This window comes from Chroococcidiopsis cubana SAG 39.79, from assembly GCF_003991895.1.
Taxonomy (GTDB): domain Bacteria; phylum Cyanobacteriota; class Cyanobacteriia; order Cyanobacteriales; family Chroococcidiopsidaceae; genus Chroococcidiopsis; species Chroococcidiopsis thermalis.
In genome coordinates this window covers 34477-56597 of record NZ_RSCK01000042.1, presented here as the reverse complement: position 1 = coordinate 56597, position 22121 = coordinate 34477, and the positions used below count along the sequence as shown (strand labels likewise).

Sequence of the window (22121 nt, the reverse complement as noted above, 5' to 3'; positions counted from 1 at the left end):
GCTACCCAGTTACAAAACTGTTCCCACAAGGAAGCGCTTTCGCGTCTTTGTAATGTGGTTGTCATGGTTCTATGTATTGCTAATTAAACAACAGGAATGTTGCTTGCTTTGGTATGAATCAGGCTCCGTACTTGGTTGCCTGTAAATATATCTTTACACAACTTCAGCAAAAATTTCACATATTGTTAATTCTATTAAGTAATATTAAAACAAGATATATATAAAAAAAAGTTATATTTAAAGAGGAAAATTTCTGTCTGTAAGTAATATTCGTAATAAATTTATAGCGATCGCAGCAACTGACGTGAGGGCAGTCGCTGCTTTGTCAAGCAGAATTGGTAGGCAAATAGTTGGTTCAAAGTAGTATAAATTTGAAAAATCCTCAGTGGGGAAATATTTGAATGTAATAAGGTATATTTCTAAAGGGGGATGAAAAAAATTTAGATTTCAGCAGCCCTAGCAAGTGACTTAAACAGTCGTAATTTGCGCGATCGCGCCTCCTAAAATAGAGGTAAAGACTCACTCCAATCGAGGTTTAGATGCCTACTTCCAATTCCAACCTCAAAGAAACCGCAGGCGTAAAAGTATTATTTTTTTCAATTCCCAACAATTTCCTATTGCAGCTCGGTACTGGCTCTCTACTACTTGGGCTAGTTGGAGGTAAAGCTGTAGCTCAGGCAGTCACAGCTATTGGGCAAGCCAGTGAAGAAGTATTTCGTGGCGATCGCTTGCCAGTTTTGCCATTTCCAGAAGCAGAGACGACATCAGACTCTAGTGACGCATAATTTGCATCGTGCCTAATTCGTCAGGATTTCGATTAAAGATAAAGATTGTCGCTTCGACAACGAATTAGGACAGCATTCAACTCTACAATTATTAATTGTTCCTGGCTCTACTCGAACAGACCCTATGACTTCGCTCCTCCACTCCCATGATGAAGCTTTGACTATCAGCACCTCTCCCTTTGATTTGTTTTTGAGGCAACGCCTGCAAACAGTAGAGGAGTTGTGGGAGTCTGTTCTGAAACAAGAATGCGGTCAAGAATTAGTAAATCTCTTGGCGCAATTACGCGATTTATGCTCGTCAGAAGGACAAGCGATCGACGAGCAAATAGCGGAAGTCGTACAATTAATCTCTCAGTTAGAATTGAACGAAGCAATTCGCGCTGCGCGTGCCTTTGCACTCTATTTTCAGTTAATTAACATTGTCGAGCAGCACTACGAGCAACGCCAACAGCTGAGTATCAGTCGCGCTTTGCATCAAAAAGCAGCTAAGCAGCTACATCAAACGCCACAACCCACCTCCACAATTAACGGACATCAAACAGCAGATGTAAATCGAGATCCTGGCGTAGAGCTGTTAGAAAAAAACTGGCACGCTACCCAGCAACAGCAAAAACAAGGGACTTTCCACACCTTGTTTCCCCATCTACGGCAGATGAACGTACCGCCGCAACACATCCAACGGTTGATCGACCAGTTAGATGTCAGATTAGTCTTCACGGCGCACCCCACTGAGATCGTGCGCTCTACAATTCGGGACAAGCAAAGACGCTTAGCCAAGCTACTGCAACAGCTCGATCGGATTGAGGAAAGTACGGGCAGTATTGAAGGTGCTAATCCTTGGGAAGCAGAAGCCCTGCGGGAACAGCTCACAGAAGAAATTCGCCTCTGGTGGCGCACTGACGAGTTACACCAATTTAAGCCAGCAGTGTTAGATGAGGTAGAGTACGCCCTGCACTACTTCAAAGAAGTTCTGTTCGAGCAAATTCCCTTGCTGAATCACAGATTTAAACACGCTCTGGCAGCTGCCTTTCCCCGCTTGCGTCCGCCTAGTAATAACTTTTGCAAATTTGGTTCCTGGGTAGGATCGGATCGGGATGGCAACCCCTCAGTGACACCCCAGGTTACGTGGCAAACGGCTTGCTATCAGCGCCAGTTGGTGTTGGAAAAATACATTCATTCAGTCAAGCGACTGACGAACTTATTGAGCATATCGCTGCACTGGAGCGATGTCCTGCCAGATTTATTAGAATCTCTGGAGCAGGATCGGTTGCAGATGAACGAAGTGTATGAAGCACTTGCCCTGCGGTATCGTCAAGAACCGTATCGACTCAAGCTTGCCTACATTTTGAAGCGACTAGAGAATACATTCGAGCGTAACGCGCGCCTGTACAACAAGAATCTGCGCAAGCAAGAAATTCAAGAAGAGAACGTGACTACGGCAGTCTATAAATCCGGGCTTGACTTTCTCGCAGAATTACGACTCATTCAACGCAACTTGTCAGAAACAGGCTTAAACTGCCGAGAACTGGACAGTCTGATCTGCCAGGTGGAAATTTATGACTTTAACCTAGCTCACCTCGATATTCGCCAAGAATCTTCTCGCCACGCCCATGCTTTTAATGAAGTGTTGGAATATCTACAAATTCTGCCTCAGTCATATAACGAATTGTCAGAAGCAGAAAGAGTCAAGTGGTTGTCGGGAGAATTGCAGACTCGTCGTCCGTTGATTCCCGCCGAACTACCTTTTAGTGAAAAAACCAACGAAGCGATCGAAACTTTACGTGTCGTGCGTTTGTTACAGCAAGAGTTTGGCGTGCAGGTTTGCCAGACTTACATTATCAGCATGAGCCGCGATCTGAGCGATTTGCTAGAGGTGCTGTTACTAGCTAAAGAAGCTGGACTCTACGATCCAGCAACAGGAATCGGCACGATCCAAGTTGTACCTCTATTTGAGACGGTAGAAGACTTGCAACGCGCCCCCAGCATCATGCAACAGCTATTCGAGCTGAAGTTTTATCGCGCTTTGTTAGCGGGAGGGTATAAGAGAGCTGAGGGAGCTGAGGGAGCTGGCAAAGACAAGGCAGACAAGGGAGACAAGGGGGACAAGACAGGCAATTCAAGTCACCAGTCGCAACTAATTCCGAATTCCGAATTCCGTTCACGCAGTGTAGCGTCAGCGTCTATTCCGAATTCCGAATTCTCTCCCCTCACTCCTCACTTACAAGAGGTGATGTTGGGTTACTCAGATAGCAACAAGGATTCTGGGTTTCTCAGCAGCAATTGGGAAATTCACAAAGCGCAAAAAGCACTCCAACAAGTTGCCGAACAGCATGGAGTCGATTTGAGAATTTTTCACGGACGCGGTGGCTCAGTAGGACGCGGTGGTGGTCCTGCATACGAGGCAATTTTGGCTCAACCCGGACATAGTATTAATGGCAGAATTAAGATTACCGAACAAGGTGAAGTTTTAGCCTCTAAATACTCGCTGCCAGAGTTGGCGCTTTACAATTTGGAAACGATTTCGACTGCCGTGATTCAGGCTAGCTTGCTACGCACGGGATTTGATAATATTCAACCGTGGAATGAAATATTAGAAGAGCTAGCGGCGCGATCGCGGCAACATTATCGCGCCCTGATCTACGAACAACCAGATTTCATTGACTTTTTCCACCAAGTAACTCCGATTGACGAGATCAGCCAACTTCAAATTAGTTCTCGTCCCGCCCGACGACAAGGCGGAAAAAAAGATTTAAGTGGTTTGCGGGCAATTCCTTGGGTGTTTAGTTGGACGCAAAGCCGTTTTCTCTTACCTGCTTGGTATGGTGTTGGCGCAGCTTTGCAGGAATTCTTAAACGAGGAACCCGAGCAACATCTCAAATTGCTACGTTATTTCTACATGAAGTGGCCCTTCTTCAAAATGGCAATTTCTAAAGTAGAGATGACGCTGGCAAAAGTAGACATGCAAATCGCTCATCACTACGTCAAGGAGTTATCGAAACCCCAAGACTTAGAACGATTTGAGCGGCTATTCGAGCAAATTTTGCAAGAGTTTCACCTCACAACTGACTTAGTACTGAGTATTACAGGTCATAAACGCCTGCTCGATGGCGATCCAGTCCTACAGCAGTCCGTACAGTTGCGAAGCGCCACGATTGTACCGTTAGGATTTTTGCAGGTTTCGTTGCTGAAGCGACTGCGGCAATATAGCAACCCGAGTACGACAGGCATCATCGATTCTCGTCATAGTAAAGGCGAATTATTGCGCGGTGCATTGTTAACTATCAATGGGATTGCTGCCGGGATGAGGAATACTGGTTGATTGGTAGTTGGTAGTTGGGAGTTGGCGATCGCATTTACAAATGACCAATGACAAATGACCAATGACAAATAAAAAAAGAATGTTGGTTTGCACCTTTGTAGCGTTGGCAGCGGGATGTTTTGGTGCGATCGCAGGTGGGCAAATTAGTGCATGGGTACACCAGCAAAACTGTCAACAATTCCAGTGGGGAGGCAAGGAAATTTGTCAAGCTTGGGCGATCCCAGGAGCGCTCTGGCAAGGTAGTACCACTGGATTTTGGGTTGGCGAAGTGGTAGGTGCGTTACTGGCTGGTTTGGCAACACAACGAAGGGCTACTGACAACTGACAACTGATAACTGTACGGGTGGGTATGAAGTGAAGATTATGGCTAAAGCCCGTGAATCTGCTTGCTAAACCCGCCCCGACGACAACTGATAACTGTTCACTGGTCGCTGGTTGCAGTAGGTGTTTGCAAGCTCTCCCAACTCTTCCACGTATTGGTATTCGTGTCAAAACAGCGCCAGCTCAACTGTTCTGCTTCTTGGTAGCAAATCAAGACGCGGTGGCTATATGGGTAGCTGCTACTGATGTAAGATACTACTTGTTGTAGAGGGGTTGTTTTGCGACTGAGCCGCCTAGCTACAGCCTGGTTGGGGCATTCAATTAGCATGGCTGAGTGTCCGTCAAGGTAAGTCAGAGAAAAGACAGACATGCGCAAAATTGCCCGCAACCAACTTTCAGTATGGTCAAAATACTCGTCTACAATCCTGTTAGTAAATGCTCTTTGCAACGAACGGTCGTTGGAGTTGGGTTTGAGAGAGTCTGACATAGTGGCGCTTGTGAGTGGCTGGCTTGAGGTTAGATCGAAAATGTTGAGAGTGACAAGTAGGCGATTCCCTTCGGGATAGCTTCGCTTCACGCACAACCGAGCAGATTTTTTCCATTTGTAACAGAAAAATTCCTGTCGATGCTTTTTGTTTTGATTTTGCCAATCTCTCTTGGTAGAATGCATCCGTAGATCTTCTCATATAGCCATGTCTGCGGAAACGTCACTAGATAACACTTTGGGAGCAGATGCCGTCGATCGCGCGATCGCGGATGGGATCGATTTGGACGGCTCCCCAATTCCTCCTGTCAAGTTGGAGCTTTACCATCAAGTCATGGCGCTAGAAGCTGGAAGACAGCGCAGTGGCGTGTCAAATACGATGCGATCGCGGATCGTGCGCATCGGTGCGAAGCACATCCCCCAAGCGGAACTCAACCAAATGTTACTCGACGCTGGTTTTGTTCCACTTAAAGATAAGGAAGTCGCTTTTTATTACGGGAATAAATAGGGGACAAGGGGGACAAGGGGGACAAGGGGGACAAGGGGGACAAGGGGGATAAGGGAGAAATATAACTGGTCGCGATCGCTGGTCACTGGTCACTGGTCACTGATAACTGCTCCCTGCTCCCTCAATTACCACTCATAGCCGCGCTCGACCCAATAGTACCAATCTTCGATCGCTTCTAACGTGTCGTCATCAACTTCCATTGGTACGACATCATATAAAGGTACGGCAAAAGTATCTTCCGTACCCTCTTCTTGATAAACAATTTCTACATACATATCGTCTTGGCATTCTTCTTCCGATGCCATTCCGATAACTTCGACTTCTTCACCTTCGATTTCTACTTCATCTTCCGAATCAATCGGACGCTCTTCTGAAATCCAAATGGCGTTGAAAGGAAATTTAACTTTGTTATCGAGATAGTAATACCAACCTAGTCGCCGTTCTTCTTCGTCATAAGCATCAACGACAACTTCCATCTCGATTCTTTCTTCTCTGCTTGCGTCGATTTCCAACTCGGACATAGGAAACCTCACCACAATAGGCTGAGCGTGAACATTACCAAGCACAAACATTCTAGATGCTAGCAATACTAGCTAGACAATGAGGTTAAAAATTTTAAAGCACTGAATTCTGAAATTACCTTATGAATGTGTATTCAATACCTTTAAATGAAAAAATGAAAAAAACCAAAATTTCTTCCATGTAAAATCCTCTCAATTTTCTCAATTGAGTGATGAGGCTACCCTTCAGCCTACACCCTGCTTAAAAATTACCAACCCCAACTACCAGGAACGCCTTTAAATGGTCCCACAATATCGTTCGTAATCCAGCCGCCATAAAAGTTACCTGGTTGAGGCTGTACTTTTTCCCCATCGACATAGCAAGCATCCATGACATGGGCATAAAAAGCTACATAATCCTTAATCGTGGCAAAACTTGGCGTTGGGTCGGGATAAAACCAAGCTACATTCTCAGCCTGTTTGTCGCCGACAACAATAGTGTAATATCCCGCTCGACCTTTCCATTCGCAAAAACTCGAATTGGGTGTTCTGACGAGGTACTCCATTTTAATATCGCTAGGAGGGATATAGTAAACCGGAGGATGGCTGGTTTCGAGTACGCGCTTGGCATGGCGAGTATTGGCAATTTCTACACCATTGAAAATAATTTGAATCTGCTTGTTAACATCCTCCAATCGAGGAGGTCTGGGGTAATCCCAGACTGATTCTTGACCAGCAGCGGGTTGAATGCGTTGAGGATGCGCCATATGCTAATTTTTGTAGTTATCAATGTTTGAAGGTAGATATTGTTGCAAAGAGCCGATCCCCCTAGCCCCCTTAACAAGGGGGAACCGCCCATAGCCCCCCTTAATAAGGGGGGTTGGGGGGATCTTCTGCGGCATAGTCATAAAGAATTGGTATAACCTAAATCTTTGTGGGTGAAAGATTTAGCATTCGTCCCCGTGTAGGTAGCAGCGATGTGTCCGTCGCCTGTTAGCTGGTATTTGTATGTAACTAATCCTTCTAAACCAACAGGACCACGGGGTGGTAATTTGTGGGTGCTGATGCCAACTTCTGCACCAAAGCCGTAGCGAAAACCATCAGCAAAGCGAGTCGAACAGTTATGATAAACTCCTGCTGCATCGACTTGGGCTAAAAATGTTTTGGCAGTTATCGGATCTTCAGTGACGATCGCCTCTGTATGTCGCGATCCGTAGGTATTAATGTGGGCGATCGCTTCTTCTAGAGAATCTACCACCATTATTGACAAAATCAAATCGCTGTATTCCGTCGTCCAATCTGCCTCGGTTGCTGCGGCTACATCGATAATTTTGCGAGTGCGATCGTCACCGCGCAATTCTACTTGACGTTCTTGTAACGCACGGGCAACTAATGGTAGAAATTCAGGGGCAATATATTGGTGTACTAATAGAGTTTCTATGGCATTGCAAGCAGCGGGATAATGGGTTTTGGCATCAACAGTAATTTCTACTGCCTTGGCAATATCAGCTGCTTTATCTATGTAAGCGTGACAGATACCATCTGCATGACCTAAAACAGGAATGCGGGTGTTTTCTTGTACGAAGCGCACGAAAGAGTTAGAACCCCTGGGAATAATCAGATCGACATATTCATCTAATCGCAACAGTGCCATTGTCTCTTCTCGCGTTGTCAGCAATTGGACTACGGCTGGATTAATTTCTGTTTGAGAAAGTCCGTGGTGGATCGCTTTGACGATCGCCTCGCAAGATCGCACGGCTTCCTTACCACCTTTGAGGATGACACCATTTCCCGATTTGATTGCCAATAAGGAGATTTGAATTGCTGCATCGGGTCTAGCTTCAAAGATGACACCTAATACTCCCAGAGGGCAAGTAATTCGCTGAAGAACTAACCCTGTATCTAATTCACGGTGAATCTGCACCGCACCGACGGGATCGGGTAATTTACCCACATCTCGCACCCCCGCGATCGCATCTTTGAGTTTAGTTGCATCCAATTTGAGGCGACTGTATAGTGGTTTGGCAATTTTTTCCGCTTCAGCTGCTTTGCAATCAGCCGCATTTGCTGCCAAAATTTCCTCAGCCTGGGCTTCTAATGATTGAGCGATCGCTTCAATTGCTCGATTTTTCGCTTCGGTAGATAAGACTGCAAGTTGACGCGCGGCATCGCGAGTAGAAAGAGCGATCGCACTGAGGGAATGGGATTCGATCTGGGTGGCAGTCATGAATCGATCTCAAAGATATCCAGCCAAAGTGTAACAAAATCTGGGTGCTGTTTGATGTTGAAATAAATTGGTAATGGGTAATTGGTAATGGGTAATTGGTAATGGTAGAGAGAATTTCAGTGATTCAAGGTGATATTACTCAGTTGCAGGTGGATGCGATCGTCAATGCTGCTAATAATTCACTGTTGGGTGGTGGTGGCGTAGATGGGGCAATTCATCGCGCGGCTGGTTCCCAGTTGTTAGCAGAATGTCGTCAGTTAAAGGGGTGTGCCACAGGTGCAGCTAAAATTACTCAAGGGTATAACTTACCCGCCAAGTGGGTGATTCATACAGTCGGTCCGGTTTGGGAAGGTGGCGATCGCGGTGAGGATGAACTTTTAGCGAGTTGTTATCGTAGTAGCTTGACTTTAGCAGTGCAACATGGAATTAAAACCATTGCCTTTCCTGCTATTAGTACGGGCGTGTATCGCTTTCCTGTCGATCGCGCCGCACAAATTGCTGTGAGCGAAGTTCAGGCTTTTTTGTCTACCAATGATTCGATCTCGCAAGTCATTCTTGTCTGTTTTAGTCAATCGACATGCGATCGCTTTCTTAAAGCATTGCAACAAGTGGGTGAAACATCGCTAAATTAGATCGGCGTATCTGTTTTTGTCGGGAGTCGGTAATCATTGTAGAGACGTTACATGTAACGTCTCTACAATGTGGTTTGTCCCCTTGTTCTCCTTATACCTTCTAATTTGGAGTGAAATAATGTCAAAACTGCCCAGCAACAAGATCGATCCCGCACCCATGACGGCGGATGTTAGCGTTGTGGATCTGATCGATAATTACTTCACAGCATATAATTCGGCACGATTGCGGGAAATTTGCCAACTATTGAGTCGAGAGGTGTTTCGCGAGGGTGTCACTGTAGGTTTAAGCTTATCAGGAGCTATGACCCCTGCTGGATATGGAGTTTCTGCCTTAGCGCCGCTAATTCGACATGGTTTTATCGACTGGGCGATCAGTACTGGTGCGAATCTCTATCACGACATGCACTATGGTTTAGGTTTTGAACTGTATAAGGGTAATCCGTTTGTAGACGATGTGAAGTTGCGTCAGGAAGGCACGATTCGCATCTACGATATTATGTTCGGTTATGACGTGCTGCTGGAAACAGATGCTTTTATTCGTAAGATCCTCCAAGCAGAACCTTTCCAAAAACGCATGGGAACGGCAGAATTCCACTACTTGCTGGGTAAATACATCCGTGAAGTTGAAAAGCAAGTTGGGGTAAAACATTCTTGTTTACTGGCGACGGCTTATGAATGCGGCGTACCGATCTACACTTCTTCGCCTGGAGATAGTTCGATTGGGATGAATGTTGCAGCTTTGGCTTTGGAAGGATCGAAGTTAATCCTCGATCCGTCGCTAGATGTAAATGAGACAGCCGCGATCGCCTATTCTGCTAGAGAATTTGAAGGGAAAAGCGCGGCGTTGATCCTTGGTGGTGGTAGTCCCAAAAACTTCTTATTGCAAACCCAACCCCAACTTCACGAAGTACTAGGGTTGGAAGAACGGGGACACGACTACTTTATCCAGTTTACCGATGCGCGTCCCGATACTGGCGGTTTATCTGGAGCTACCCCCAGCGAAGCTGTCAGTTGGGGAAAAATCGATCCTGAAGAACTTCCCAGTACAGTTGTCTGTTATACCGACAGCACGATCGCCCTTCCCCTCGTTACCGCATACGTTCTCAACCAGTGTCCCCAGCGTCCCCTGAAACGCCTATACGATCGCCGCGAACAGATCCTAGAACAACTCCGCACCGATTACTTAGCTGCTAAAACTCAGCCCACAGATAAGATTCCGGCTGCGGTGGCTGATGCTGCTACAGAACAACCGATCGCGACTTATCCCTGTGGAAGAGTGATTCCACAACATTCTTCATGAAATTCAAATGTAGGGTGGGCAATGCCCACCTTGACTGAAAAGCTAGGAGATTTTTTTTATTTAAACTTACCTATCTTTCGATAGATGAAGTTTGAAAAAATAATATTAACTGATTAACAATTTAAACCTGAATCGCAAATTTTTAGCTCCTGACTTGTTACGAAATTGTCACTTTTATTGGTTAAGATACAAGACGGCATGGCTGAAAAATCTCATAGCTTTCTTTATGCAATGTTTATCATCAAATTTCACCTGGATTACTGCCAGTTTTAGATAAACGTGAGAACTTTCTCATTCAAGCTTCATGCAAAACTCACAAAAATCCTTGAATATTTAGGTGTTGTTACTCTATCATTAAGATAAGTAAATCTTGATGAAATTCGCCTCTCAAAATCATCAAAAGAGTGGCTGAACTGTTCATCATGGCTGGCATTGTTCCTGTCTTGGCTAAGATCGAGGCGATCGCTAGTAACTAGCAAGCAAGCATCCTGTTAACTGTTCTAAAGGCGAACGGTAGCTTTGTGCTGCTTGTAAAAATATTTTGAGGTTTGGTCAATTTGATATTAGTGATGAAACAAGTCTGAAACAAAATAGAAAACAAAAGATCAAATCTTTTTCGACCGTCCAACTCTACTTTATCCGATTTTTTGTTAACTGTGCTACGAAAAATGGAGCAGAACGAGAAAAAAGATCGACTGCACACAAAATGCACAAATGAATTCATTTACTAATTTTCGCCAGTCGAATCAGCGGAACTGAAAAAGATGTTGGTGATGTCCGATCGCTGCTAGAAAGCGCTCGATGCAATTCATAAATAGAGTCATAAATGGAGGAAAGCATGAGAATTCGAGAAGGGATCAAAAACAAACGCGCTTTCATTCGCGGCTCTGCAACCAATGATTTTCTTGCCTCAATCGTCGTCTTTCTCGTCGCCTTACCTTTATGTATGGGGATCGCGATCGCCTCTGGAGTACCACCAGCAAAGGGCTTAATTACGGGCATTATCGGCGGGATAGTGGTCAATATTTTTTCCGGTTCACCCTTACAGGTAAGCGGACCCGCTGCCGGACTAGCAGTGGTCGTTGCGGAACTGATTCAAGAATACGGAATCGAAATGTTAGGTCCAGTGCTGCTATTAGCAGGTTTCATGCAATGGCTGGCGGGAGCGTTCAAACTCGGGCAGATCTTTCGTGCCATGTCCCCAGCCGTAATTTATGGAATGCTGGCAGGAATTGGCGTGTTAATTTTTGCCTCTCAATTCCATGTTGCCATTGATGAAAAACCTCACACCCACGGGTTAGATAATTTGCTTGCTATTCCCGCTTCAATTCAAAAAGCAATCTTACCCCCTGCTAGCAGCAACCATCATATTGCCGCACTCATTGCGATCGCCACCATTATCACAATTATTCTGTGGGACAAGTTTAAACCCAAATCTTTACGATTATTACCCGGAGCATTAATTGGTGTAGTTTTAACCACGGCGATCGCCACTTCGCTACGACTGCCAATCCAGTATGTCAACGTCCCTGGCAATTTATTAGAAGCAGTACAATTACCGCAACCTGCTGGATTATTTCGCTTGCTGCACGCACCACTGATTTTGGAAGCACTAGCGATCGCCTTTATCGCCAGTGCCGAAAGTTTACTCTCTGCTGTTGCCGTAGACCGCCTGCACTCAGGTGAGAGAACAGATTTTGATAAAGAACTTTCAGCGCAGGGAATTGGCAACATGATTTGCGGCGCACTGGGGGCGTTACCAATGACAGGGGTAATTGCTCGTAGTTCGGTAAACGTCGAAGCGGGCGGAAAAACAAAATTATCTGCTATTCTGCACGGTGTTTGGATACTAATCTTAGTCGTTGCTGCCCCTGGTTTGCTGCGGATGATTCCCACCTCCAGCTTAGCGGCGATTCTGTTGGTAACAGGTATTAAACTGATCGAGGTCGAACACATTCGCAAGTTGAAATTTTACGGGAAAGCTCCCCTCGCCATTTTCTTCGCTACCTTTATCGGCATTGTTGTCACAGATTTGCTCTCAGGCGTATTGATTGGCATCGTCTTAACAGCAATGACACTGCTGTACAAAATGTCTCGCTTAAATATCCATATGCAACGAGACGACGATCGCCCTCGAATCGATATCTACTTAGAGGGAGCAGCAACATTTATTCGGTTGCCCAAACTAGCAGCAGCTTTAGAACAATTGCCACCTCAAAAAGAACTGCACGTTCACTTAGACAAGCTGGCTTACATCGACCACTCCAGCATGGACTTGATCTCGATGTGGGCAAAGCAACAAGAACAGATGGGAAGTCAGGTAGTTATGCAGTGGGATGGTTTAGAAGACCGCTTCCGCAGACCGTTTTTACCTGGACGGGCGATCGCTGCTTGAGGGAGTAGTGCGGGTTTTACTTGCGAATGCACGACTTGTGACTTGTGACTTGATTGTGTCCCTCTGCTCTCTTCCCCGATTCCCGATTTCCGACTCCCGATTTACAACGACAAGTAGAAGCTTATGAATTTGATTTTTCTGATTCCATTAGCAACTTGTTTTTTTACTGGTTATCTTTGCCAAAAATGCCCAGGTGAAATAGCATATCTTACCGCTGTCATTGCAGTTGTTAGTTTGATTTTGAGTTTGATTTTAGCTCCTTGGCAGCTTCAGCTATTGATAATACTGCTTGTTTCTAGTGCTATTAGAAAGTTGTTGCAGCAGAATGAGTATAGATTGCGGTTGCTGGAGCAACAAAAACAAGGCGATCGCCATTCGTAGTAACTTGGGCGCTGCTCAGCCGAGGAGATCGGAGTTTTAGAGGCGCTGTCTTGACCGCAAATATATACTGGACTCATCCGTTAGGTAGAGCTTTGAGAAAAATAACTCGCACCATTGGCTAGAGGAAAGAATCTGCTTGGCTTTTTACTATAGTTGGGTGGTTGAGAAAAATTGTGAATAGTTTGACAAATAGAGAGTAGAGAGCGCACGAGCAGTAATATCTACTTCAAGTAGCGATCGCTCAATTGCATTATATAGACGGAAGCCAGGAGTAACACATGACAGCCTCAAACGAACAGCGCAAAATTCGCTATGCAGTAGTCGGCTTGGGGTGGATTTCCCAAGTCGCAGTACTACCAGCCTTTGCCAATGCTGAAAATGCTGAATTAGTGGCTCTGGTTTCAGACAATCCAACCAAGCGAGAGGATTTGGGCAAAAAATATAAGGTGCAAAAGACTTATTCTTATGCAGAGTACGATCGCTGCCTTGAGAGTGGTGAGGTTGATGCTGTATACATTGGCTTACCCAATCACCTGCATCGAGAGTACACCGTGCGAGCCGCACAAGCTGGGGTACACGTACTCTGCGAAAAACCAATGGCAGTTACGGAGCAAGACTGCGAGGCAATGATTGCAGCTTGCCAAGATCGTAACGTCAAACTGATGATTGCCTATCGCTTGCATTTCGAGCCTGCAAATATGCAAGCAGTAGAAATTGTGAAATCAGGACAAATTGGCGAACCACGGTTTTTTAGCTCGGTGTTTGCCCAGCAGGTAGAAGAGGCAAACGTCCGCGTCAAAAAAGCTTTGGGTGGTGGCGTTCTAGACGACATGGGCATCTACTGCATTAATGCCGCTCGTTACATATTTCAAGACGAGCCAGTGGAAGTCTTCGCTGTGGCGGCTAGCAAGCCAGAATCGCGTTTTCAGGAAGTAGCAGAAATGTACAGTGTCACTTTGCGGTTTCCCGAAGATCGGATAGCAACGTTTACTTGTAGCTTCGGTGCTGCTCCGGTAGGGAGCTATCAAATCGTTGGTACGAAAGGAGATTTGCGGCTAGATCCTGGTTATGATTTTCAAGGAGCGCTAACGCATTACCTGACAATCGATGGTAAAACTCAGGAACGGACTTTTCCACCTACCGATCAGTTTGCCGCAGAATTAATTTATTTTGCTGACTGCATACTACAAAACAAAGATCCTGAGCCATCAGGGATTGAGGGTTTAAACGATATTCGCATTATCCGCGCCCTCGATCGCGCTATTGAAACTGGTAGCCCTGTCAAGTTAGGCAAGCTAGAAAAGCAACAACATCCTTCAGCCGCTCAAATTATCGAGCGTCCGCCGATTCATCAGCCAGAACTAATTCACGCTGCCGATCCTTCAGGAAACTCTTAACGATTAGTCATCATGTCACGAATACTGAATCTGATGCAAGAGACCTCCTGCATGAATACGAAATAAGGCTATTTTCCTAAAGTTAGAAATCTCTAAAGCTCCCTACAAATCAGGCAATTGAGTTTGTTAAGAAATATTTACGCAGGAGGTCTAAGCAAAGGTGATTTTTTGTCCTCTGCTACTATATTTTTAAAATTAAATGCAATATTTTATACTGACAAGTCAAACTACTTTAAAGACTGAAACCCGTTGTTGTGCAAAGCTTTGAAAACGAAAGTAGCTAAGTAAAATCGCTTGCTCTTAGCGATCGGACAACACTCGTGTAATGAGATCGTAAGACTGATGCACGAAAAGATAAGGCTATTTGCCGATCCCGAGCGATTTCAACTCATGAAATAGAGTGGAATAGAGCGACGATCGCTTATGGCAAAGGCTATATTTACGCAAGTATCACTCAATTCTTGACGCTAACATAGTTGTTTTACAGCGCAAACAACACGTATATGGACAAGAAAAAACGATTATGCGCAAAAAAGTTAATTTTAATTATTAATAAAGAATTGAGATTTTTAAGTAGTAAAATTTGCTACATAACTTTTCTTTAACTACGCACACACTTTTTTTAAAAGCTTCTTTTTCGTGAGAATTCTATTACAAATCATTAGAAAAGCTTGGCAAATATCTAAGCATGATTCTGGAAAGTAGCAAACTCTGCCTGTAGTGATTAAGTAGAGTAGCCTTTATATCATATTTTGTCATGCAGTTAGCTAATCGCGTTGCAATTCCACTGCGGACTCTGACTTTACCTGAACAAACCCCCGAGCAACAAAGCATAATAGTATTTCACTCTACAGGCTCTTCAAATTCACAATTATCACGCCCTCACTCTCATACATTTTTTGAACTTTTTTTTGTTGAAGAGGGTGAAGGTTGGTATTCAATAGGCGATCGCCCTATTTGGGCTAAACCTGGAGATCTATTTTTACTCGCTCCTGGTGAGGTTCACGATCCGAGTGGACTCGATGATGCAACTAAGTGGGTTGTTGGTTTTAGTGCCGAAGCTCTTAACCCTACCCGTGCTGAAGCCGATATGCTCTTAATGTTACCCGATCGCCTGCTAAACTCATTTGTTCAAACTGAAAATGCCCGAACCAAACACTATTACGTTCCAACTGAGATTCGATCGCGTTGGTTAATTCTGTTGGAACAGCTCAAAAGCGAACTCTGCGATCGGGGATTTGGTTCTACTGAAGCAACCCGCGCTCTGTTAATTCTATTACTGATAGAAACTGCTAGACTCGCTGCATCTGAACTACCTGAATCAAAAAAATCTTCGCTGCAAGCTCGCCCCATAGTAAAACAAGTTTTGTGCTTCATTGATGCTAATTATCGCAACTCCATCGGACTGCAAGAAGTGGCTAAAGAGGTTAACCTTTCTCCTGCTTATCTCACTGATATGATTCGTCGAGAGACTGGTAAAACTGTACTAAGTTGGATTGTCGAACGTCGGATGACAGAAGCTCGTCGCTTGCTTTTAGAAACCGATCTGGCTGTCATTCAAATTGCTGAAGCAGTTGGCTATTGTGATGCGGGTTATTTCAGTCGCCTATTTCGACGACTGAACGGCACAACCCCCCAGGCATGGCGAGTTATGTATCGCGGCTAGCATAAAAGTTAACAATCAAAAGTTAACAGTCAAAAGTAGGGTGGGCAACGCTCACCCTACTGATTATTTGCACTCAAAGATTTGAATGTAAATTAATCTTTCACTTACATAATTTTAGCTAATTGAAGTCACAAGTAGAGTGGGCAATGCCCACCCTACTGATTATTTGCACTCAAAGATTTGAATGTAAATTAATCTTTCACTTGCATAATTTTAGCGAGATTGAGTGAAGAGAAGCCACAAGTATAAAATATCGAATCGATCTGCTAATCTTTTTCATAAAAAATGTCCAATTGTACAAAAAAAATGTCCATTGATGTTCGAGTTTATCTTGCATAAACTAGTAAACATAGAACAAATAGAGCAAGGGCGATCGACCAATGTAATGTAGTCAAACGAGCGGAACTTTAAAACATAGTTCTACTTAACAATTTCTTCAGTTAATGCTCTGATTTGAAAAAAATTGATGATTTTGCGAATAGTAGTTTGTGATTTCTGCATTATATCGATCGCAAAGTTGAAATATCGATACATTTTTGAAGGTTGAGATGATGCAATCAGCCCTAATTCGAGGACAAAAACAATGAGACAGTTTACAATTAGTACGACCCTAATGGGTAACGTGACTGAAATCAGAGAGCAAGAAGCTGCCTTTCATATTAAATGCAGAAGTGGTGACGAACTCGTCGTCAATGTAGGTAGAGAAACCCAATTTCAGTTTGTACAAAATTTAGATGGAATTAACCGCGATCGCTATCCAACTCCAGAAGGCTTTGCTTGGAGTCCGTCACAGTTAGTCAAAAAATATATTCAACGCGATCGCTTAGTTGCCGTTCAAGGAGTTTATCTTGAAGACGATCCCAATCGCCGCCTCGATGCGCGAATTATTAATATCTTACATGCTCCTGACGGCAAATTCCTATTCGAGCAAACGCATTGGTGGTTGGTTCAAATTGCTCGTTTAGCTGATACTTGGTTAGGTTTCTTATTTCCAAATAAGATGACTTATGAAATTGATGATTTCAAACTGTATCAGACTAACTTAAACATTATCGGTTTGCGTACCGATGATAACCTGCAAGAAAGTTCGACGCTATCGCGATTGATCTACGGTCTCTCTTCTGCTTACTTACTCACTGGATGCGAAAGCTATTTATCAGCGGCGCGTGCGGGAGTTCAGTATCAAAGAGAAACTTTTCGCGGCTTAACTAGCGATGGCAAACATTGTTTTTGGGCATCTGGTAAGCGCAAGACAGATTACAGCTATCAACTGTACATGACATCGCAAAATAGTGACGATCTCAACACAATTCCGCTCTACGAACAAATATATGCCTTAGCTGGATTAGCCCAATACTATCGAATTACTCTCGACTGGGAAGTACTAGATGATATTCAACGAACAATTCGTACCTTTAACGATTACTATCTAGATTTTGAATCGAAGTATGGCGAGAATGCTTTTGGAGATTACTTCTCACACCTCGATTATGCAACCCTAAGTTGGGATAATGAGGCGTTAGGTGACAATCAAGCGAGGAAAAATTGGAATTCCATTGGAGACCATATTCCAGCTTATTTGGTCAATCTGATCTTAGCTCTTGAGCCATTGCCAAGAACTTGTGGCAACTTTGAAGAACTTCAGAAGTTTTTAAATATCTGCAAAAAGATTCTCCACACGACCAGCACGATTATCATCGAGCAGTTTCCCGATCCAGATTCGAGCATACCATTTGTGAACGAGAGGTTTTTCCGCAACTGGCAACCAGATCAATCTTGGCGCTGGCAGCAAAATCGTGCCGTGATCGGACACAACTTAAAGATTGCTTGGAACCTGACTCGCGTTGCTAATTACTACTACTTTACAGCTGATAAATCCGTAGCTGAAAACCCAGAAGCGGCAGAGCCAACAAAACAGTTTGCCGATAAGTTGATGAAGCTTGCAGATAAATTAGGTTCGACAATGGCTGAGATTGGTGTCGATCTATTCCGAGGCGGAATTTTTGATACTGTAGAGCGCCATCCCAGCAACGGATTTCCATTAGAATTCCCTTGGAGCAACACAAAAGACTTTTGGCAACAAGAACAGGCTCTCCTAGCCTACTTAATTCTGCATGGTTGCAGTAATGAAGATGAGACGCAAAAGCAAAAGTATTTAGAACTCGCGCAAGAGACAGCCGCTTTCTGGAATTTATTCTTCCTCGATCAAGACAGCAAAGGGATCTTTTTCCGAGTCACCGAAAGCGGAATGCCCATAATTCAAGGTGGTTATGGGAATAAAGGCGGACACGCGATCTCCGGCTACCATGCCTTCGAGCTAAATTATTTAGCTCATATATACGTGAGTTCTTACGTCACGAAACAACCTTTCTGCCTTTACTTCAAACCGAATAAAAATTGTCGGCAGCGCTCGATCAATGTCTTACCTGATTTTGTCAGACCTCATAGCTTGCAGGTTAGCCGCATCAGCATTGATGGTAGCGATCGCGATGATATCGATCCCGATAACTTCCGAATTAATCTGAGCGAAAAAGAATTTCAACTCGGTTCGGAAGCAGAAATCGTCGTACAACTGAAGCCTTTAAGCGCGTAGGAGCAAACACATGACCGCGAGAATGCTTGAAGGCAAGAAAATCGCCGTACTGGTTGAAACTGAATACATTCCCTACGAGATTGAAGCATATCAAACACGCTTTGCCGAACTAGGTGCAACCGTAGATTTGATGTCTCGGCTATGGGAACAGCCCAGCGTTCGCTTTGCCGCTGATGTCGATAGCGTAGAAGTAGCAGATCGGATCAATAGACAGGAAGCGCCCCTTGCAACATTAGAAGTCAACATAGACTTTCAAAACGTAGATCTCAATGAATATGCAGCTGTCATCATGGCTGCAAATTACACCAGCGTCCGCCTGCGCTACTTTCAACCCCCACAAGGACAACAAATCAGTCCAGAACAGACTCGCACCGCTCCAGCAGTCCAATTCTTTGCTAAAGCAATGGCGAATCCCAAAATCATCAAAGGGCTGCTGTGCCACGGGTTATGGTTGCTTACACCAATGCCAGAGCTACTGAAAGGACGACGAGTGATTTGTCACGAAGTTGTCTTAGCAGACATCACGAATGCAGGTGCAATTTACGTACCACCCCCTGCTAATTCCGAGCCAAACGACCCCAAAAATATTGCGATCGACGGCGACATGGTAACGGGACGAGCAGGACATGATGTTCACGCATTTATCGATGCGATCGCGACTCAAATCAAGCAGAATTCGGAATACCCCTGCGGGGAAGCAAGCTACGGAATTCGGAATTCGGAATTAACTACGCACTAATGTGCGGGCGGTTTTACCTAACAAATAACTTGTGTGGTACAGAAATCTAGGAACAAACTCGCCCCTACAACCAATTACCAACTACCAATTACCAATTACCAATTACCAATTACCAAAAGAGGTTCCAATGACTAGAAAGATTTTGATTATTCTATCGGAATGGGGTTACTGGGGCGAAGAATTGATCGGTCCCCTAGAAACCTTCGATGCTGCTGGGTATCAAGTGGACTTTGCAACGCCAACAGGCAAAAGACCTGTAGCCCTCACCCCTAGCATGGATGCTACATTCGTCGATCCGCCTTTAGGTCGCCCTGTCGTTTCTCAAGAAATGGCAGAGAAAGTCCGCGCTATAGACGACCCCAATAACCCCCGCTTAAATAATCCAATCAGCTTGAGAGATTGGCTACCTGAAAAACCTTATTGGAGTTCTCCTAAATTTCTGCGGGAAATGGAAGCCTACTACCGCAGACTTGAGGAAATCCGCGCCAAAGATTTAAGTCAATACGATTCGATGTTAATCGTTGGTGGTAGCGGTCCTCTGGTGGATTTGGTCAACAACCAAAGAGTCCACGATTTGATCCTCAACTTCTATCAAATGGATAAACCCATTGCTGCCGAATGTTATGGCGTTCCCTGCCTTGCCTTTGCCCGCGACATCAACGATCGCAAAAGCATTATCTGGGGCAAGCACGTTACAGGTCATTGTTTGGAATATGACTACAAAGACGGTACGGGATTTATGGGAGCGAACGTCAATCCTAACTTAGGTGATATTAACTTCGGTCCTCCGTTCTATCCACTAGAGTACATTCTGCGCGATGCTACGGGACCAGAAGGGCAATTCCACGGTAACGTCGGGCATGAAGTTTCAGTCATTGTCGATTACCCCTTCGTCACAGGTCGTTCCACCCCAGACTCCTATGCAACTGGTCAGCGGTTGGTAGAGGTTTTGGAAAAGGGATTGAGACGGTACGGCTGGTAGTGGAAGAGGACAAGGGAGACAAGGGAGACAAGGGAGACAAGGGAGAAATTACAGGTTACTGGTCACTGCTCCCTGCTCCCTCTCTAAAAGGAAAAAATCATGGAAAAAAGAAACGGTAGATTTGCAATTATCGAGCAATTACTTGCTGATGGTATCCGCTACATGTTCGGCAACCCCGGTACATCTGAAGAGGGGTTTCTCGATGCACTCAGCGATTATTATCCAGAATTTGAATACATTCTTGCCTTACAAGAAACGATCGCGGTAGCAGCTGCTGATGGCTACGCTCGCTCTACTAAAAAGCCTACTGTCGTGCAACTGCATAGTGGCGTTGGTCTGGGTAATGGGATCGGAATGTTGTATCAAGCAATGCGCGGTCATGCGCCGCTAGTGGTACTGGCGGGTGAATCTGGCATCCAATACGATGCGATGGATGCGCAGATGGCAGCAGACTTAGTAAGTATGGCAAAGCCTGTCACTAAATGGGCAACTAGGGTCGTTCATCCGAGTTCGCTGCTGCGGGTATTGCGTCGAGCGATCAAAATTGCCGCTACGCCACCGATGGGTCCGGTTTTTGTCTCTCTGCCAATGGATGTGTTGGATGCGCCAAATGAGGAAGAAGTCGTTCCCACCTCGATCCCCATTACGCGAGTTGCTCCCGAACCGGAGGCGATCGCGAAAGCAGCGTCAATGCTGGCTACAGCATCCAAACCACTGATGATCGTTGGTGATGGTATAGCTTATTCCGACGCTCAAGCAGAATTAACCCGCGTCGCCGAATTAACTGGCGCTCAAGTCTGGGGTTCGGATTCATCGGAACCAAATATGAGTGCAACCCATCCGTTGTTTGGTGGCTTGCTAGGTCATATGTTTGGCGAAGTCAGCAGTCGCATTACATCTCAAGCTGATGTCGTGCTGATCTGCGGTACATATGTTTTCCCCGAAGTCTTTCCTGCATTATCCGGTGCGTTTGCACCTAATACAAAAATCATTCATATCGATCTGAATGCTTACGAAATTGCTAAAAATTTCCCTGTAGATCTCGGTATAGTCAGCGATCCGAAAATGACCCTTGCTAAATTGGGTGCTGAATTAGAAAAAATAATGACTGCCGAGCAAAAGCGGCTAGTCGGTCAAAGAATTGCTCAAATTGCTGAAACGAAAAAGCAGCACATGACGGAACAGTTTGAAGCTGACAAAGCTGTGCATGACATAGTACCTCTGCATTTATCACAGTTTGCTGAGGAACTCGCCAGACATTTACCACCAAACGCGATCGTCTTCGATGAGGCTATTACTCATTCTGAAGAGCTGTGTCGCTACATTCCACCAACGACGCTGGGGCATTATTTTCAGACGCGGGGTGGTTCTCTCGGTGTGGGTATTCCTGGTGCAATTGGGATTAAGCTCGCCCATCCCGATAAAACGGCGATTGGTTTTTCGGGTGATGGTGGCGCAATGTACACGATCCAAGCATTGTGGACGGCTGCTCACCACAATATCGACGCTAAATTTGTCATCTGCAACAATCGCAGCTATCGCATTCTAAAGTTGAATATTTTGCAGTATTGGCAAGAACAGCAGCTTCCGCAAGCCGAATTTCCTGCATCTTTCGATTTATGTCATCCCGATCTGCGGTTTGACGAGCTAGCACGGGCGATGGGAGTACAAGCCGTGCGCGTGGAAACACCAGAGCAGATCAAACCCGCGATCGCTCAAGCTCTGTTCCACAACGGTCCTTTCCTGATCGATCTTGTCATTAGTAATGAAGTCCCAGGAGCGATCGGCTAGGGAGAAGAGAGCTGGGGGAGCAATTCAAAATTCAAAATTCAAAATTCAAAATTCAAAATTAATTCTGAATTCTCCCCATCACACCCCACACCCTACACCCC

The 22121-nt window shown here is 44.9% G+C and carries 18 protein-coding genes; 14 read left to right on the top strand and 4 right to left on the bottom strand.

The genetic code is table 11. From position 1 onward, the window contains the following. Positions 1-539 precede the first annotated feature (539 nt). The 3 genes from DSM107010_RS22000 (at position 540) to DSM107010_RS21990 (ending at position 4429) form a co-directional block, all read left to right on the top strand. Positions 540-785, top strand: coding sequence for a hypothetical protein (locus DSM107010_RS22000; protein ID WP_106169566.1), 246 nt, complete (start codon positions 540-542; stop codon positions 783-785). 124 nt (positions 786-909) lie between these two features. Continuing rightward, entirely contained in the window at positions 910-4104 is a 3195-nt protein-coding gene (locus DSM107010_RS21995; RefSeq protein ID WP_106169567.1) for a phosphoenolpyruvate carboxylase, read from the top strand. A 61-nt stretch (positions 4105-4165) separates the two neighbouring features. Next, the gene (locus DSM107010_RS21990) at positions 4166-4429 is read left to right on the top strand and encodes a hypothetical protein (RefSeq protein ID WP_241994305.1); all 264 of its coding nucleotides are present in this window, start codon (positions 4166-4168) and stop codon (positions 4427-4429) included. Positions 4430-4525: 96 nt separating this feature from the next. Here DSM107010_RS21990 and DSM107010_RS21985 read toward each other — a convergent pair whose 3' ends face one another. Further along, positions 4526-5095, bottom strand: a complete 570-nt coding sequence (locus tag DSM107010_RS21985; RefSeq protein ID WP_241994304.1) for a hypothetical protein — start codon at positions 5093-5095, stop codon at positions 4526-4528. 22 nt (positions 5096-5117) lie between these two features. Here DSM107010_RS21985 and DSM107010_RS21980 point away from each other — a divergent pair, with 22 nt between their 5' ends. Beyond that, a complete protein-coding gene (locus DSM107010_RS21980; RefSeq protein WP_106169569.1) occupies positions 5118-5417 on the top strand; it encodes a small RNA NsiR4-regulated ssr1528 family protein in 300 nt (99 codons plus the stop codon). Positions 5418-5542: 125 nt separating this feature from the next. Here the strand turns inward: DSM107010_RS21980 and DSM107010_RS21975 are convergent, their stop codons facing one another. From DSM107010_RS21975 to DSM107010_RS21965, 3 genes are all read right to left on the bottom strand, one after another. Further along, positions 5543-5938 carry a calcium-binding protein gene (locus DSM107010_RS21975; RefSeq protein WP_106169620.1) on the bottom strand — a complete coding sequence of 132 codons (396 nt, stop codon included), beginning with the start codon at positions 5936-5938 and terminating at the stop codon, positions 5543-5545. A 248-nt stretch (positions 5939-6186) separates the two neighbouring features. Further along, the gene (locus DSM107010_RS21970; RefSeq protein WP_106169610.1) at positions 6187-6684 is read right to left on the bottom strand and encodes a DUF427 domain-containing protein; all 498 of its coding nucleotides are present in this window, start codon (positions 6682-6684) and stop codon (positions 6187-6189) included. 137 nt (positions 6685-6821) lie between these two features. Further along, positions 6822-8144, bottom strand: coding sequence for a glutamate-5-semialdehyde dehydrogenase (locus DSM107010_RS21965; protein ID WP_106169613.1), 1323 nt, complete (start codon positions 8142-8144; stop codon positions 6822-6824). A gap of 101 nt (positions 8145-8245) precedes the next feature. On the opposite strand from DSM107010_RS21965, the gene DSM107010_RS21960 reads away from it, so the two are divergent. From DSM107010_RS21960 to DSM107010_RS21915, 10 genes are all read left to right on the top strand, one after another. Beyond that, entirely contained in the window at positions 8246-8776 is a 531-nt protein-coding gene (locus DSM107010_RS21960) for an O-acetyl-ADP-ribose deacetylase (RefSeq protein ID WP_106169616.1), read from the top strand. A 118-nt stretch (positions 8777-8894) separates the two neighbouring features. Beyond that, positions 8895-10076, top strand: a complete 1182-nt coding sequence (locus tag DSM107010_RS21955) for a homospermidine biosynthesis protein (protein WP_106169618.1) — start codon at positions 8895-8897, stop codon at positions 10074-10076. Positions 10077-10914: 838 nt separating this feature from the next. Further along, entirely contained in the window at positions 10915-12471 is a 1557-nt protein-coding gene (locus DSM107010_RS21950; RefSeq protein WP_106170775.1) for a SulP family inorganic anion transporter, read from the top strand. A gap of 123 nt (positions 12472-12594) precedes the next feature. After that, a complete protein-coding gene (locus DSM107010_RS21945; RefSeq protein ID WP_106170777.1) occupies positions 12595-12852 on the top strand; it encodes a hypothetical protein in 258 nt (85 codons plus the stop codon). A gap of 278 nt (positions 12853-13130) precedes the next feature. Continuing rightward, complete coding sequence (locus DSM107010_RS21940) at positions 13131-14249, top strand: Gfo/Idh/MocA family protein (protein ID WP_106170780.1); 1119 nt, start codon at positions 13131-13133, stop codon at positions 14247-14249. A gap of 757 nt (positions 14250-15006) precedes the next feature. Then, complete coding sequence (locus DSM107010_RS21935) at positions 15007-15915, top strand: AraC family transcriptional regulator (protein WP_106167702.1); 909 nt, start codon at positions 15007-15009, stop codon at positions 15913-15915. Between the two features lie 583 nt (positions 15916-16498). Continuing rightward, positions 16499-18508, top strand: a complete 2010-nt coding sequence (locus tag DSM107010_RS21930; protein ID WP_015153206.1) for an AGE family epimerase/isomerase — start codon at positions 16499-16501, stop codon at positions 18506-18508. Positions 18509-18518: 10 nt separating this feature from the next. Beyond that, entirely contained in the window at positions 18519-19247 is a 729-nt protein-coding gene (locus DSM107010_RS21925) for a DJ-1/PfpI family protein (RefSeq protein WP_015153205.1), read from the top strand. A 127-nt stretch (positions 19248-19374) separates the two neighbouring features. Next, positions 19375-20229 carry a type 1 glutamine amidotransferase domain-containing protein gene (locus DSM107010_RS21920; RefSeq protein ID WP_106167703.1) on the top strand — a complete coding sequence of 285 codons (855 nt, stop codon included), beginning with the start codon at positions 19375-19377 and terminating at the stop codon, positions 20227-20229. 99 nt (positions 20230-20328) lie between these two features. Continuing rightward, positions 20329-22020, top strand: a complete 1692-nt coding sequence (locus DSM107010_RS21915) for a thiamine pyrophosphate-binding protein (protein WP_106167704.1) — start codon at positions 20329-20331, stop codon at positions 22018-22020. The last annotated feature ends 101 nt before the right edge of the window (positions 22021-22121 follow it).

Coding starts and splice junctions, on each gene's coding strand:
- DSM107010_RS21920 (WP_106167703.1), top strand. CDS start 19,375: ATGACTAGAAAGATTTTGATTATTCTATCGGAATGGGGTTACTGGGGC.
- DSM107010_RS21960 (WP_106169616.1), top strand. CDS start 8,246: ATGGTAGAGAGAATTTCAGTGATTCAAGGTGATATTACTCAGTTGCAG.
- DSM107010_RS22000 (WP_106169566.1), top strand. CDS start 540: ATGCCTACTTCCAATTCCAACCTCAAAGAAACCGCAGGCGTAAAAGTA.
- DSM107010_RS21945 (WP_106170777.1), top strand. CDS start 12,595: ATGAATTTGATTTTTCTGATTCCATTAGCAACTTGTTTTTTTACTGGT.
- DSM107010_RS21995 (WP_106169567.1), top strand. CDS start 910: ATGACTTCGCTCCTCCACTCCCATGATGAAGCTTTGACTATCAGCACC.
- DSM107010_RS21915 (WP_106167704.1), top strand. CDS start 20,329: ATGGAAAAAAGAAACGGTAGATTTGCAATTATCGAGCAATTACTTGCT.
- DSM107010_RS21985 (WP_241994304.1), bottom strand. CDS start 5,095: ATGCATTCTACCAAGAGAGATTGGCAAAATCAAAACAAAAAGCATCGA.
- DSM107010_RS21965 (WP_106169613.1), bottom strand. CDS start 8,144: ATGACTGCCACCCAGATCGAATCCCATTCCCTCAGTGCGATCGCTCTT.
- DSM107010_RS21940 (WP_106170780.1), top strand. CDS start 13,131: ATGACAGCCTCAAACGAACAGCGCAAAATTCGCTATGCAGTAGTCGGC.
- DSM107010_RS21925 (WP_015153205.1), top strand. CDS start 18,519: ATGACCGCGAGAATGCTTGAAGGCAAGAAAATCGCCGTACTGGTTGAA.
- DSM107010_RS21970 (WP_106169610.1), bottom strand. CDS start 6,684: ATGGCGCATCCTCAACGCATTCAACCCGCTGCTGGTCAAGAATCAGTC.
- DSM107010_RS21930 (WP_015153206.1), top strand. CDS start 16,499: ATGAGACAGTTTACAATTAGTACGACCCTAATGGGTAACGTGACTGAA.
- DSM107010_RS21950 (WP_106170775.1), top strand. CDS start 10,915: ATGAGAATTCGAGAAGGGATCAAAAACAAACGCGCTTTCATTCGCGGC.
- DSM107010_RS21990 (WP_241994305.1), top strand. CDS start 4,166: ATGACAAATAAAAAAAGAATGTTGGTTTGCACCTTTGTAGCGTTGGCA.
- DSM107010_RS21955 (WP_106169618.1), top strand. CDS start 8,895: ATGTCAAAACTGCCCAGCAACAAGATCGATCCCGCACCCATGACGGCG.
- DSM107010_RS21975 (WP_106169620.1), bottom strand. CDS start 5,938: ATGTCCGAGTTGGAAATCGACGCAAGCAGAGAAGAAAGAATCGAGATG.
- DSM107010_RS21980 (WP_106169569.1), top strand. CDS start 5,118: ATGTCTGCGGAAACGTCACTAGATAACACTTTGGGAGCAGATGCCGTC.
- DSM107010_RS21935 (WP_106167702.1), top strand. CDS start 15,007: ATGCAGTTAGCTAATCGCGTTGCAATTCCACTGCGGACTCTGACTTTA.